Annotated in this window: 14 protein-coding genes; 2 read left to right on the top strand and 12 right to left on the bottom strand. The window is 39.2% G+C overall.

Going from position 1 to position 13,260, the window contains the following annotated elements:
• Positions 1 to 20 precede the first annotated feature (20 nt).
• Together ACTHN6_RS22385 and ACTHN6_RS22380 are read left to right on the top strand one after the other, a co-directional pair.
• Positions 21 to 1,094, top strand: a complete 1,074-nt coding sequence (locus ACTHN6_RS22385) for a hypothetical protein (protein WP_440438017.1) — start codon at positions 21 to 23, stop codon at positions 1,092 to 1,094.
• Positions 1,095 to 1,096: 2 nt separating this feature from the next.
• Complete coding sequence (locus ACTHN6_RS22380; RefSeq protein WP_440438016.1) at positions 1,097 to 1,942, top strand: HAD-IIA family hydrolase; 846 nt, start codon at positions 1,097 to 1,099, stop codon at positions 1,940 to 1,942.
• A gap of 13 nt (positions 1,943 to 1,955) precedes the next feature.
• On the opposite strand, the gene ACTHN6_RS22375 is transcribed toward ACTHN6_RS22380, so the two are convergent.
• From ACTHN6_RS22375 to ACTHN6_RS22320, 12 genes are all read right to left on the bottom strand, one after another.
• A complete protein-coding gene (locus tag ACTHN6_RS22375; RefSeq protein ID WP_440438015.1) occupies positions 1,956 to 2,987 on the bottom strand; it encodes a radical SAM/SPASM domain-containing protein in 1,032 nt (343 codons plus the stop codon).
• A 91-nt stretch (positions 2,988 to 3,078) separates the two neighbouring features.
• Positions 3,079 to 4,446 carry an APC family permease gene (locus tag ACTHN6_RS22370; protein ID WP_440438014.1) on the bottom strand — a complete coding sequence of 456 codons (1,368 nt, stop codon included), beginning with the start codon at positions 4,444 to 4,446 and terminating at the stop codon, positions 3,079 to 3,081.
• Between the two features lie 70 nt (positions 4,447 to 4,516).
• Positions 4,517 to 5,794, bottom strand: coding sequence for a threonine ammonia-lyase IlvA (ilvA, locus tag ACTHN6_RS22365; RefSeq protein WP_440438013.1), 1,278 nt, complete (start codon positions 5,792 to 5,794; stop codon positions 4,517 to 4,519).
• 1 nt (position 5,795) lies between these two features.
• Entirely contained in the window at positions 5,796 to 6,221 is a 426-nt protein-coding gene (locus ACTHN6_RS22360) for a type II toxin-antitoxin system VapC family toxin (protein ID WP_440438012.1), read from the bottom strand.
• The gene (locus tag ACTHN6_RS22355; RefSeq protein WP_440438011.1) at positions 6,211 to 6,459 is read right to left on the bottom strand and encodes a DUF6364 family protein; all 249 of its coding nucleotides are present in this window, start codon (positions 6,457 to 6,459) and stop codon (positions 6,211 to 6,213) included. The genes ACTHN6_RS22360 and ACTHN6_RS22355 overlap by 11 nt, the downstream gene beginning before the upstream one ends.
• 56 nt (positions 6,460 to 6,515) lie before the next feature.
• Positions 6,516 to 7,568 carry a ketol-acid reductoisomerase gene (ilvC, locus tag ACTHN6_RS22350; protein WP_440438010.1) on the bottom strand — a complete coding sequence of 351 codons (1,053 nt, stop codon included), beginning with the start codon at positions 7,566 to 7,568 and terminating at the stop codon, positions 6,516 to 6,518.
• 185 nt (positions 7,569 to 7,753) lie between these two features.
• Positions 7,754 to 9,925, bottom strand: coding sequence for an alpha-galactosidase (locus ACTHN6_RS22345; RefSeq protein WP_440438009.1), 2,172 nt, complete (start codon positions 9,923 to 9,925; stop codon positions 7,754 to 7,756).
• Positions 9,918 to 10,298 (bottom strand): glyoxalase superfamily protein, encoded by a 381-nt coding sequence (locus ACTHN6_RS22340; protein ID WP_440438008.1) that lies wholly within the window; start codon positions 10,296 to 10,298, stop codon positions 9,918 to 9,920. Before ACTHN6_RS22340 ends, ACTHN6_RS22345 begins: the two co-directional genes overlap by 8 nt.
• Positions 10,299 to 10,306: 8 nt before the next feature.
• Positions 10,307 to 10,765, bottom strand: coding sequence for a DinB family protein (locus ACTHN6_RS22335; RefSeq protein ID WP_440438007.1), 459 nt, complete (start codon positions 10,763 to 10,765; stop codon positions 10,307 to 10,309).
• A gap of 18 nt (positions 10,766 to 10,783) precedes the next feature.
• The gene (locus tag ACTHN6_RS22330; RefSeq protein ID WP_440438006.1) at positions 10,784 to 11,206 is read right to left on the bottom strand and encodes a VOC family protein; all 423 of its coding nucleotides are present in this window, start codon (positions 11,204 to 11,206) and stop codon (positions 10,784 to 10,786) included.
• Between the two features lie 45 nt (positions 11,207 to 11,251).
• Positions 11,252 to 11,893 carry an acetolactate synthase small subunit gene (ilvN, locus tag ACTHN6_RS22325; RefSeq protein ID WP_440438005.1) on the bottom strand — a complete coding sequence of 214 codons (642 nt, stop codon included), beginning with the start codon at positions 11,891 to 11,893 and terminating at the stop codon, positions 11,252 to 11,254.
• Between the two features lie 56 nt (positions 11,894 to 11,949).
• Positions 11,950 to 13,260: thiamine pyrophosphate-binding protein (locus ACTHN6_RS22320; RefSeq protein WP_440438004.1), on the bottom strand; the 1,311-nt coding region annotated here is incomplete at its 5' end.

The raw sequence follows: 13,260 nt of genomic DNA, 5'->3' as shown, positions 1-13,260 counted from the left end.
TAGGAATTAATATATAATTCATGTTCACCATAAATGAGAATATGCTGCAGTTTATAGATTTTACGGCCATTGTAAAGGAAGCCTGGGAAGCTTATGATGAAACAAGAAAAATTATAAGCATTGTTGATATAAGCGCTAAAGTCTCAACCAACCATGTGTACAGGGTTAAGTTTGAAGATGAAAATTTCATTATCGCCAAGCTTTCCTATTACGGCAGGTTTGAACACTTTGAACAGGACCACAAGATTATTGATGTAATGAGCAACAATATGCCCGCACCATTTGAAAACGTGCTGGCACGTTCACTCATGAAAGGCAATAAGCTTTTTATTCACCGTTATAAAACAGATGTTATTGATGCATGGGTTATATTTTATCGCCCCATTCAAATAAAAAAGCGGTCGCCAAGAAGATTGAATGAAGAGCAGATAGAAAAGTTTGCAGAACAGTTGGCGCTGTTTCATAAAGCATGCTTTAATATCCGTAAAACGCTGCCTACATCATCCAAATCATTCAAAACAGATATTCACGCTTTGCTGCAATATCTTGAAACAGATGACGGGCGTTATGAACACCGCATGCATGAAAATGTTATTCGCGAACAATGTAATTTATTGCTGCAGGAATTTGAAGTATTCCGCCATTCGGGTATTGAGCGCATGCCGGTTTTTGTGGATTGGAACATTGGCAATTTTTCCATTGCATCTACCACTTCATTCAAACTTTTTTCCCGCTGGGATTACGATTGGTTCCGCATGTCAACCCGCATGATGGATTTTTATTTTCTCAGCCGCGTTGTTTCCAATGTTGGCGACCGCACTGCATTCAGTTATTATATCGGGCCTTTAATGGAAGACAGGTTTATACGTTTTCTCAAAGCCTATCACGCCGTATATCCGCTAACCGCAAATGAAATAGTGTTTCTGAAAGAAGTATATCGCTTTTTTATTTTGAATTATGTTGTTAAAGATGGCCGTTATTTTTTTCATGAAATGTTTGCCAACAAGCTGCAACGTGAAGCCTTTGAGATATACCTTCCTTCTATTGAAAAAGAATTTGATGCAGATAAATTATTAAAAGCGCTTAATTTGTAAGCATGCAGATACAATCATTCCTTTCAATTGCAGAACAATTTAAAGTAGTGTTTCTTGATTCGTACGGCGTATTAAAAAATTATAATGGCTTAATTCACGGCGTGCGCCACACGATTGATTTTTTACGCAGCAGGGATATTATTATCCGCGTGTTAACCAATGATGCTTCACGCAGCCAGTTGCAGCAGGCTGAAAGCTTTCACAGGCTTGGATTACACGATATACAGGAACACGAAATTATTACTTCGGGAATGATGGCGAAACAGTTCCTCGAACAAAAAATAACGGATGGTAAAATAGCCTACCTTGGCACGGAGAATTCTGCTCATTATATTTTGCAATCCGGGCTTGAACATATACCGGTTCGTGATGTTGATTTGAGAAATTTAAATAATATAAGTGCGCTTGTATTTTTAGATGATGAAGGCTTTGACTGGAATACGGATATTACAAAAACAGTAAACCTGCTTCGTCATAAGAACCTGCCGGTAATTGTTGCCAATTCCGATAAATTTTATCCCGTTTCAAAAAATGATGTGGCTGTTGCAACAGGTGGCATCGCCAAGCTTATTGAAAGCATACTCGACAGGAAGTTTATTCATTTTGGCAAACCTGATTCGCAGATGTTTATTTATGCTTATGATGAATTAAATTCTATGGGCAGCTATAACAGGAATGAAATATTAATGGTGGGCGATACTTTGCAGGCCGATATACTCGGCGGCAATAAATTCGGTGTAAAAACAACACTGGTGCTTTCGGGCAATACAAGCCGGGAAGATGCCCCGCTGCAAATACGTTCTTCGGGCATTATCCCTGATTACATTTGTGAATCTATATTAACGTAAACCTAAGGGCCGGTTAATCTTCCCAAACCGTTAAGCCTTCACTGCAGTTGGCGCAGATGTCTATATTTTTGCGGCTTTTCATCAGCTCGCTGCGAAATTGTTTGTAGTTATCGTTATGCCATATCTCTTTAAATGACTGTGTGTTTAAATTACCCAGCCGGTGCATGGCGTCTTTATCAAAACAGCAGGGCACTACCATGCCGTCCCATGTTACTACATTGGCATGCTGCAGTTTCCAGCAGTGGTTTTTCATGCCGCTTTTACTTTGCATAACGCCGTTTTTATCTTTGCGGTAACGGCTGTATTTATCAATAGTTGGAATAAGGTTATGCGGGTCGTTTTCATAATCATACACCTGCGCTGTTTTAAAACGCACCTGGTCAACACCAATTTCTTTGGCAAGACGTTTTACATCTTCTATCTGGTGTTCATTTGGCTTTACCACTAAAAACTGGAAGAACACAAACGGTGTTTTACTGTTGAGTTCTTTTTTCCATTTCACAATATTGCGGGCGCCTGCCAATACTTTTTCAAGATTACCGCCCACACGGTATTGTTTATACACGTCCTGTGTAGTGCCGTCGATAGAAATAATCAAACGGTCGAGGCCGCTTTCAACAGTACGTTTAGCTTTTTCGTCGGTAAGAAAATGGGCATTGGTTGATGTGGCGGTGTAAATACCTTTATCGTGTGCATATTTCACCATGTCCAGAAAATCAGGGTTCAAAAAAGGTTCGCCCTGGAAATAAAAAATAAGATATAAAAGTTCTTTATGAATTTCATCAATCGTTTGCCTGAAAAAATCTTTTTTCAGCATGCCGGTTGGCCTGGTAAAGGCACGCAAACCGCTCGGGCATTCCGGGCAACGCAGGTTGCACGAAGTAGTGGGTTCAAAAGAAATAGATATAGGGTAACCCCATTGCACGGGCTTTTTCAACAGTTTGCTCAACTGGTAGCTCGTAACCACTTTAGCGGCATTAAAAACGCGGCGAAAGGTTAGTTTCGAAAAAAGGTTCTTGGTATCGTTCCAGTTAAAATATGCCATAAAAAGTGTAAAAGTACAACATGCTGCATTAATGGAACATTTGTAAAGTCAGCGGCTTGTCATAATTGGCAACGAGTTGATTCTGCAAAAATTACACGTCCTGCCTCAGTAAAACCGTATCTGAAAGGTTATTATCACCATTTCCCTTTTTACGAAAGATGAAATACAGTATAATAAAAGCCGTTAATACGCTGATGCCTGTTACGGCATATTCCGGGTTAGTGATAGCGATAACCGTGCCTACAAACATGTAGGCAAGTATAAAGATGACTGGCAATATGGGGTATAACCGCATTCTATAAATGCCGGTGTTATCAAGATGTTTGGTGCGTTTGCGCAAAATAAAAATAGCGCCGGCTGAAGTGGCCATACCAATGCTGTCTAAAAATATGGTGAAGCTGAGTATTTGCTCGAACCTGTCTGCAAAGAATAAAACAATAACACAGATACCGGCAAACACGCTGAGACTTACAGTAAGCACATCTTTCTTTTCATCTTTCTTTTTAAAAGCTTTCGGCAAAATGCCATCCATACTCATAGCATACATTACACGCGGGTTACTGAGCAATAAAACATTTACATATGCCAGCACGGCAAGAAACAATAATATGGAAATTGTATAGCCACCGGCAGCGCCAAACATTTTTCCGGCAACAATAGCGGCAATGCTTTTTGTGGATTTTAATTCTTCAAAGCCAATGATTTTATAATACGAATAATTTACGCAGAGATATAATGTGATGATTGTAATAATGCCCATAACAATACCACGCGGCAAATTCTTTTGCGGGTTATGCACTTCTTCCCCAAAATTGATGGTTTGCTGATAACCGCCATAAGTAAATGAAACGGCTTTTAACGCAATCCCAAAAAGCAAAATGCTATTGGTTGAAACGGCAGTGGTTGTTGAAGTTATACTTTCTGCGTTTGCATGGTATAACTGAGGAAAGAAAAGGGCGGAAATCAAAACGATTATTAAACACAGTTTAATAATCATGAGTACATTTTGCGTATTCGAGCTCATACGCAAACCCATGAGGTTTACACCATAGAATATTACAATAGCCGCAATGGCCAGCATGGCTTCATTAAATGCAGTGGGGTTTTCGAAAATAAGCGGTGCAATGTATTCGCTGCCAATAAGCGCCACACCGGAAAGCGATGCGGCATTTGATATAAGAATGATGCAATTAATGCCAAAGGCAAGTGAAGGATGATAGCAAACAGCAAATATTTTATAATAGCCGCCGGTTACCGGGTAACGGGAACCTATTTCCGCATAAGTAAGCGCTCCGCATATGGCGATTAAACCGCCTAATATCCAAACGCCAAAATACATGGCGGGAGATGTGGAAGCAGCGGCCGCATCTTTTGCTGTTCTAAAAATGCCCATGCCTACCACGAGGCCAATTGCAATGATTGTAATATCGAACAGTGAAAGCTTTTGCTTATCCTTCATAGAGGTAAATGTAAATAAAACATGGCTGCAAAAGCTTTACATCCTAAAACAAGTTTACAAGCTGAAGAGCTTATACTACATAACCAAACATGTTATCATCCTTTTTCAGCTCTGTATAATTAATATTGAATTTTTTAAGGTTTGATAACAACACCTTGTAATCTTCTTTTCTTTTTAATTCTATGCCAACCAGTGCCGGGCCGGTTTCCTTGTTGTGTTTTTGCATATACTCGAAACGGGTAATATCATCATCAGGGCCAAGCACATTATTAACGAATTCCTTTAAAGCGCCGGGGCGCTGTGCAAAGCGGATAAGGAAATAATGTTTTAAGCCTTCGTATTGCAGGGAACGTTCTTTTATTTCATTCATGCGGTCAATATCATTATTGCCGCCACTTACCACGCAAACAACATTTTTACCTTTTATTTCATTTGCATAATCGCTCAAGGCACTCACCGTTAAAGCGCCGGCAGGTTCTGCAACAATTGCATCCTGCGTGTACAACTGTAAAATGGTTGAGCAAACTTTTCCTTCGGGAGAAAGATGCAGGTCGTCCAATACTTCACTGCAAATTTTATAGCTAAGATCGCCGGAACGTTTTACGGCTGCTCCATCAACAAAGGTGTCGATAGTGGTTAATGTAACAGGACCCCCTTCGCGAAAAGCTTTATACATGGAAGGAGAGCCTTCCGGTTCCACACCAATAATTTTTGTTTTAGGTGAATAGGTTTTAAAATAAGTACCAACGCCCGAAGCCAGGCCGCCACCACCCACAGGCACAAACAAATAATCAATGCCGCTTTCGCCTGAAGGAGCGCTATCTATTTGTTCCAGTATTTCCATCCCCACGGTTGCCTGGCCTTCCATTACACGCGGATCATCAAAAGGATGAACAAAGGTCATGTTATTGGCTTTCGTAAATTCCTTAGCTGCTGCCGCACATTCATCATAATTATCCCCCACCAGTTTTATTTCAATATTGTCATCCCCAAACATTTTTGTTTGATTGATCTTTTGATTAGGCGTTATTACAGGCATGAATACAACGCCATGTACATTGAGTTTTTTACAACTGTAAGCAAACCCCTGTGCATGATTGCCGGCACTTGCACATACTACGCCGTTTGCAAGCTGTTCCGCGGGTAAACTTTTCATCATATTATAGGCGCCGCGCAGTTTATAAGAACGTACCACCTGTAAATCTTCCCGCTTTAAATAAACATTGCATTTATATTTTTTTGAAAGATTGCGGTTGTATTGCAATGGCGTTTTTATAGCCACGTTTTTTAATCGCAGGGCTGCTGCCTGGAAATCAAAGGCAGGTTTTGTATCAGTTGCTGTGCTCATTTTAATTCAAATATTTTTTTATAAAAGTTGCAGGGTTACAAACAGGCAATTGCGGCTTTGCGGCTTTGATGAATTTTTTATCTCTTGTTATAATGCAATCTAATTTATGATGCATTGCTGTATAATATTGTAAAGCATCTTCTATATCAATAAATTCAGATTGTATTGCGTCTTTTACAAGATCATGATTTGCTTCAATAATTTTTACATTAACCAATAAACTCAGAAGAATCTCTTTTGCAATTTGAAGCCTAACAGACTTAATTAAGAAGTGAGCGCATGTATGGATAATCGAAGTTGTTGAATAACATCTGAACTCGCCTTCGGTAATTTTTCTATAAATTGACTTAAGGTCTTCCAAATCATCTGACCGTTGCAGAGAAAGATCAAGAATTATGTTGGAGTCAAGCATTATTCTAAAAGCCATACTTCTTTGCCCTTTCTTTATAATATTCTTCTTTAAAATCAAAATCTTTCGGATAAATTTCTTTCGGCTTAGGCAATTCATCCAAAAGATCTAATAAAGATTTCCGTTTTGGCTTCTTTACAATAGTTTCAAAATATTCTTCTACCAAATTAGAAATGCTCTCATTATTCCTGTCGGCATACAGCTTTACTTTCTTAAGCAAATCTTCATCAATGGTTAAATTTAATCGCGTTTTCATAAATGTAAAAATACGCATAAAATAAATTTATGCGTATTTACAAGTAATTATAACAATTATACATTCTGATTTTCCGGCCTTAAACTTCTAACCGTTTTACCTGCCTGCCACATTTCGCTTTCGCGCAATTCTTTCAATTCTTCGTTTAATTTTTCGCGGTAATCCGGTTGTGAATTGCTGTCGATTGAACGCTGGCTTTCTTTACCCGTTGCTACGCTTTCATATAATTCTTTAAATACAGGCGCCGTTGCATCACGGAATTTTTTCCACCAGTCCAATGCACCGCGCTGGGCAGTTGTAGAACAGTTGGCATACATCCAGTCCATACCATTTTCAGCTACCAGCGGCATAAGCGATTGCGTAAGCTCTTCAACGGTTTCATTAAATGCTTCGGAAGGAGAATGGCCTTTATCGCGCAATACCTGGTATTGTGCAGCAAAGATGCCCTGTATAGCGCCCATTAATGTACCACGCTCACCGGTAAGATCACTGAATACTTCTTTTCTGAAATCAGTTTCAAACAAATAACCGCTGCCAACAGCAATGCCTAATGCAACTACACGGTCTTTAGCTTTACCGGTTGCATCCTGGTAGATAGCATAAGAACTGTTTAAGCCGCGGCCCTGTAAAAACATCCTTCTTAATGAAGTGCCTGAACCTTTTGGCGCCACTAAAAATACATCCACATCAGCCGGAGGAATAATGCCTGTTTGCTCGTTAAAAGTTATTCCGAAACCATGAGAGAAATACAATGCTTTGCCCGCAGTTAAATGTTTTTTTACAGTGGGCCACAATTCAATTTGTGCGGCATCACTCAGCAGGTAACAAATAATGGTGCCTTTTTGCAGGGCTTCTTCAATCTCAAATAAAGTTTCGCCGGGCACAAAACCATCGGCAACTGCTTTATCCCATGTTTTGGAATTTTTGCGCTGGCCCACAATTACATTAATGCCGTTATCGCGCTGATTTAACGCCTGGCCCGGGCCTTGTACGCCGTAACCTATTACTGCAACAGTTTCATTTTTTAAAATTTCCTGTGCTTTACTGAGCGGAAATTCTTCACGTGTTACAACGTTTTCTTCTACTCCGCCAAAATTTAGTTTTGCCATTTAAAAGTGATAATTTGATGATTTGAAAATTTAAAATTGTTTTTTTATTGATTACTGATTGATTGCACTCCAAATTGTATGGTGATTACAGTTTAGCATTAACTGCTGAATAGCCCTGTTGCAGCACAAGGGAGTGACACAACGGAAGCTTAATTTATATTCTATAGCTGGTAACATCATCTTCTTTAATTAACTTCAGTTAATTCCAAAATTGAACTTTGTAATGAGCCGCGCAAATACCAGCCTAATCCTTCATTCATTAAAAATTCGCCGCTGAATATTTTACCGCTTTGCCTGAAAGCAGGACGCTTATCGTCTTCAAGATTAATTTCCTTTACCTCATATTGTTTTGTTGCATCAAGGCCATTCATTTGTATATTTTGAAGCTGGTCTCCCATTTTTGTGTACATGTTGTAGGCAAACACCACAGCCTTCTGTTTGCTGCTGTCAACAAACATTAACGATGCGGCACTATTATTATACGGAGCGATTAAACGATATAAACTTCCATAGTTAATTACATTTTGTAAACGTTTATAGTTATCAACTGCTGTTTTACAGAACGTAATTTCCTTATTGCTCAGATCATTCACTCTTATATCGAAGCCAAGCTTGCCCTGCATGGCAACATCGATTTTATATTTCAAACTTTGTTTTCCCCAGTTGGTAACATGTGCGCATATTGTAGCTGCCGGAAAAAAATAAGAGTAACCCCATTGCATAAAAATTCTCTCAACAGGATCAGTATTATCACTGGCCCAAAATTCATTGAAATATTTTAATGCACCATATTCTGCACGGCCACCGCCACCGGAGCACAACATCATTTCAAGTTTTGGAAATTCTTTGCGCACCCGCTGCAAAACATTATATAAGCCGTTTGCATAATCAACATATAATGCCTGCTGGTTGGCACCGAGATACTGGCTGTAGGCATTCGTCATGGGACGATTACAATCCCATTTTATATATGCTATGCGTGGATTTTCTGTAAGAAGATTATGCAATACGCCATAAACAAAATCCTGCACTTTGGGATTGGTAAGATCGAGTACCAACTGATTGCGTGAAAGGTCTTCAGGCCTGTTGGGTAATTTTAAAATCCAGTCGGGGTGCTGTTCATATAAATCGCTTTTCGGGTTTACCATTTCAGGCTCAATCCATATACCGAAATTAATGCCTTTTGCTTCTGCATTCTTTACAAGATACCCAATGCCATCAGGCAATATTGTTTTATTCGCCTGCCAGTCGCCAAGGCCTGCCGTGTCTGCATGACGGGGATGCTTGTTACCAAACCATCCATCATCCAATAAAAATAAATCAACGCCAATTTTTTTGGCGCCATCAAAGAGATTCACCAATGTGTCCTGCGTAAAGTTGAAATAAGTGGCCTCCCAGTTATTGAGTAAAGTTTGCCTGGTTTGATAGCCATTCCACACACCATATTTTAAAGCCCATGCATGCAAATTCCTGCTGGCCTGTCCTTTACCTTTCGATGTATAAGTAAAGATGAAATGTGGTGTATTAAAGGTTTCCTTTGGTTTTAATAAATAGTTGGAAGCATAAGCATTAATGCCGGGAATAATCTTCAAAGAACCCCCACTGCGACCGTATTGAATATTCTCGAACTGCAGGTTAAAATTTCCGCTCCATGCCAGCGAGCCGGCAAACACATCACCCTCATTTTCTTCCGCGGGTTTGCCGGGCGATATCATAAACGACGGCAATTCAGAATTCGTTGCCCTTGTACCCAACTTAGATTGGATATTAAAGATGCCACCGGGCAGTTTTGTTTCTTCTAACTGCATTTCGCTTGCCCAGTCGCCATAAAAATGTGTGAGATAAAAGTTATTATCGTTCAAACTCAAAAACGAAGAAGCATAGCGCATTAAAATTACCGGTGCTTTTTCTTCGTGACGAATACTTGTCCATTCTTCAATTATATTTTCTTTATTGTAAGCTGCAAAATGGAGCGTTACATACAAGGGATAAACAGGATCTTTTAAATTAATATGCGTGATGGTAATATCATCATTTGGCTTTTCTATTGAATGATCTACGTAATTCAGCTGTAAAGAAATATTGCCATCAACATGCTGCACCTGCATGGCAGGTTCGTTGTTATAATTGATACCGGCCGTTGGAAAAGCAGGTGTTCGCGCCATATTAAAAGCGGCGTAAGCCGATGTGTCGGAAAAACGGTTACCAAAATAAAGCTGCTGCAATTGCTTATTATTATTTACACGCAATGCAAGAGAAGTGCTCTGTGTCTGAATAACGATGGTTTGTGCATTACCGGTTATTACAAACACAGCAATAAAACAAACAAGCAATATGTTTACAAGCAGTTTATTCATTGGTTTTGTCATCTAGCTTTTGGTTAAATATTATTTTGTTATTGAAAGGATCATTTACCGTAAATGCGAGTGCGCCATAAAATGTTTTTTCAAGGCCAGGCCTGTTGTATTTATATTTTTTACTAATGAGTTCCTGGTGATATGCTTCCACGCCTTCACACCATATAAATACATGTGTTCCGGGCGTTCCATCACCATGATGTTCACTTAAGTGAAATGTAATATCACCTTTTGTAACTTCCATATACACCGGCGTATTCTCTTCAAAATGATGCTCCCATTCCACTTTAAACCCAAGCCAGTCCACATAAAATTCGATGGCTTTGTTGTAATCGAATATCCTTAATACCGGTATTACTTTTTCAGCTTTCATAACGCTGTTTAAACTAATTTATTTTGGGCCAAAGCGTAACCATAATGCAATGAATCATGCGCCAGTGTGGCGGTAAGAATTTCCTCAATTGTATTCATTTCATAACCATAAGTAGCCGTTGAATATGGCTTGATATTTTTAAACACGCCCTGCTTCACATCCTGCTCAACAGCATCTATAGTTGAAAGAAGTTGCTGCTTCAGTATATCAATTTCTTCCTGCATTATAAAACTTTCAGGCTTTGAGCCCTTTTGATATTTTATTTTGAAAGGAATATCCATATCCGGTTTTATTTCGGGGCGCACATAGCACAATGCTTGAGCGCTTATAACAATATGCCCGAAATTCCAGGCAATATTATTATTAAAACCTGCCGGAATTTTATTGAGCTGATCAATGCTTAAGCTGTTTACCAGTTCTAAAAATATCTCCCTGTTTCTTTTGATGTATTTAAAAACTTTTTCCATGCTATGTAACATTCTTATTTAACTTTTTTGCATAAACATCCATCTGTGGCCTTCAATATCTGCACAACGATAACGTTTGGCAGGAAAACCATCTTCTATCTCCGATAAGATTTCCGCGTTGTTTTCTTTTGCGTTTGCGTAATGTGCTTCTACGTTATCAACATATACCAATAAGCCATCTGCTATATAAGGATTATTATTCAACCACTTATTTATCCGTTCACAATGCAGCCGGTGTGTATTTATACTTTCATAATCTGCCGAAGGTGTTGCCAGCATAATGACATTATCATTCAATATCAGTTCAGCATGCGTTACCATATTTCCCTCCATAAAACGCATTTCCTTATTCTCCACAAAACCAAACGCCTTACATAACCATTCTATAGCGGCAATGCCGTTTTCGTAGGCAAGCATTGGAATAATGTTTTGTGGCTTCATAAATAAAACTATAATCTTTTAATCCTTACTATTTAATCAGATGGCTTACATGCTAAATACTTTATCCTGCTGGTTTAAAAATTCATTCTCTACTAATTCTTCTGCCGGTTGTTCGCTTTCAAATTCTTTTAGTTTTGCATGAAAGCCTTTACTGTCTTTAATAATAGCAATACGGGCAGTGCGTACAAACTCAATCAGGCTATATGGTTCCAGCGCTTTCATCAGGCCTTCAATTTCTTCGCGGTGGCCGCTGGTTTCAAATACCGTATAGTCGCGGCGTATCGCCACAACACGTGCGCCTTTTTCGCGAAGCAGCCTTTCTACTTTTGCTTTTGCTGCAAGCTCATCGGTGGGCACTTTATATAAGGCCATTTCCTGCCATATAATTTCATCATTGGTATTATAATATGCCTTTAATACCTCTACCTGTTTTTCAATCTGCCGGCAAAGTTTGCGCACTACATCTTCCGTTTCATTAATCACAATTGTAAAACGATGTACGCTTTCAACCTCGGTGGGAGAAGTATTTAAACTGTCAATATTTATTTTTCTTCTTGTGAAAATGATGGCAATCCTGTTAAGTAAACCAATCTGGTTTTCTGTATACACTGTTACAGTGAATTCCTGTTTGCCTGCAGCCCCTGAAGAGGAGTGTTTAGCAATTTGATTATTCTTTGAATCATTCATGATAAATAAGTTAATCCTGTTAAATCTTTAAATCTGATAAATCCCGGTTCAGACAATTATTTCAATCTTATCTCTGCCACACTGCAGCCCTGCGGAACCATGGGGAATACATTATTTTCTTTTCCCACCATTACTTCAAGCAGATAAGAATTTTTGTAATCAAGCATTTCCTGCAAAGCAGCTTTTAAGTCTTTCCTGTTATTGATGGATTTACCTTCAATACCATAACCTTTTGCTATAGTTACAAAATCAGGGCTTTGTATGTCAACGAAAGAATATCTTTTTGCATTAAAGAGTTCCTGCCATTGGCGCACCATGCCTAAGAAATTATTGTTCAGTATAAGGATTTTTACTGCTGCGCCATACTGCATAATAGTTCCCATTTCCTGCAACGTCATTTGAAAACCACCATCGCCTATGATAGCAACAACCTGCCTTTCCGGTGCACCATATTTGGCGCCGATAGCAGCCGGCAAGCCAAAACCCATGGTGCCTAATCCGCCGGATGTTACATTGCTTTTTGACTGGTTAAATTTAGCATAACGGCAGGCTACCATCTGGTGCTGGCCAACATCCGTTACAATAACTGCATCGCCTTTGGTTAATTCATTCAACACATTAAGCACTTCAGCCATGCTCATTTCATCAACAGTTGGATGCATTTCCTTTTCTATAACAATCTCTTCTTCCTGCCTTGTATATTCTCTAAATTTTTGAAGCCATTCCTTGTGTTCCTTCTTATCAACCAGCTCAGTTAACAAAGGCAATGTTTCTTTACAATCACCCCAAACCGGAACAGTCGTTTTTACATTTTTATCAATTTCGGCAGGGTCAATATCCAGGTGAATAATTTTTGCCTGTTTTGCATATTTATCTAACCGGCCCGTAACACGATCATCGAAACGCATACCGATTGCTATCAACACATCGCATTCATTCGTTAATACATTCGGCCCGTAATTACCGTGCATGCCAAGCATACCAACGTTTAAAGGATGGTCTGTTGGCAAAGCGCTTAAGCCCAGTATGGTCCATGCAGACGGAATACCTGCTTTTTCAATAAAAGCTTTAAATTCATTTTCAGCCTGGCCCAGGATTATACCTTGCCCAAAAAGCACGAATGGCTTTTTTGCTTCGTTAATGAGCTTTGCCGCTTCTTCAATATATTCTTTGCGAACAATTGGTTTTGGGCGATAGCTGCGTATGTGATCGCATTTTTTATATCCTGCAAAATCAAATTTTTGCACCTGCGCATTCTTGGTAATATCAATAAGAACAGGCCCTGGTCTTCCGCTGGAAGCAATGTAAAAAGCCTTTGCCAGGGCTAAAGGAATTTCGTTGGCATCGGTAACCTGGTAATTCCATTT

The sequence above is a fragment of the Parafilimonas sp. genome (genome assembly GCF_051953455.1).
GTDB lineage: Bacteria > Bacteroidota > Bacteroidia > Chitinophagales > Chitinophagaceae > Parafilimonas.
Note: the sequence above shows the minus strand (reverse complement) of the source record. Positions and strands in the feature narration are given on the sequence as shown.

Excerpts from the sequence above, each read along its gene's own strand:
- ACTHN6_RS22345 (WP_440438009.1), bottom strand. The coding sequence starts at position 9,925 with ATGAATAAACTGCTTGTAAACATATTGCTTGTTTGTTTTATTGCTGTG.
- ACTHN6_RS22330 (WP_440438006.1), bottom strand. The coding sequence starts at position 11,206 with ATGAAGCCACAAAACATTATTCCAATGCTTGCCTACGAAAACGGCATT.
- ilvN (WP_440438005.1), bottom strand. The coding sequence starts at position 11,893 with ATGAATGATTCAAAGAATAATCAAATTGCTAAACACTCCTCTTCAGGG.
- ACTHN6_RS22375 (WP_440438015.1), bottom strand. The coding sequence starts at position 2,987 with ATGGCATATTTTAACTGGAACGATACCAAGAACCTTTTTTCGAAACTA.
- ACTHN6_RS22355 (WP_440438011.1), bottom strand. The coding sequence starts at position 6,459 with ATGAAAACGCGATTAAATTTAACCATTGATGAAGATTTGCTTAAGAAA.
- ACTHN6_RS22360 (WP_440438012.1), bottom strand. The coding sequence starts at position 6,221 with ATGGCTTTTAGAATAATGCTTGACTCCAACATAATTCTTGATCTTTCT.
- ACTHN6_RS22340 (WP_440438008.1), bottom strand. The coding sequence starts at position 10,298 with ATGAAAGCTGAAAAAGTAATACCGGTATTAAGGATATTCGATTACAAC.
- ACTHN6_RS22385 (WP_440438017.1), top strand. The coding sequence starts at position 21 with ATGTTCACCATAAATGAGAATATGCTGCAGTTTATAGATTTTACGGCC.
- ACTHN6_RS22380 (WP_440438016.1), top strand. The coding sequence starts at position 1,097 with ATGCAGATACAATCATTCCTTTCAATTGCAGAACAATTTAAAGTAGTG.
- ilvC (WP_440438010.1), bottom strand. The coding sequence starts at position 7,568 with ATGGCAAAACTAAATTTTGGCGGAGTAGAAGAAAACGTTGTAACACGT.
- ACTHN6_RS22335 (WP_440438007.1), bottom strand. The coding sequence starts at position 10,765 with ATGGAAAAAGTTTTTAAATACATCAAAAGAAACAGGGAGATATTTTTA.
- ilvA (WP_440438013.1), bottom strand. The coding sequence starts at position 5,794 with ATGAGCACAGCAACTGATACAAAACCTGCCTTTGATTTCCAGGCAGCA.
- ACTHN6_RS22370 (WP_440438014.1), bottom strand. The coding sequence starts at position 4,446 with ATGAAGGATAAGCAAAAGCTTTCACTGTTCGATATTACAATCATTGCA.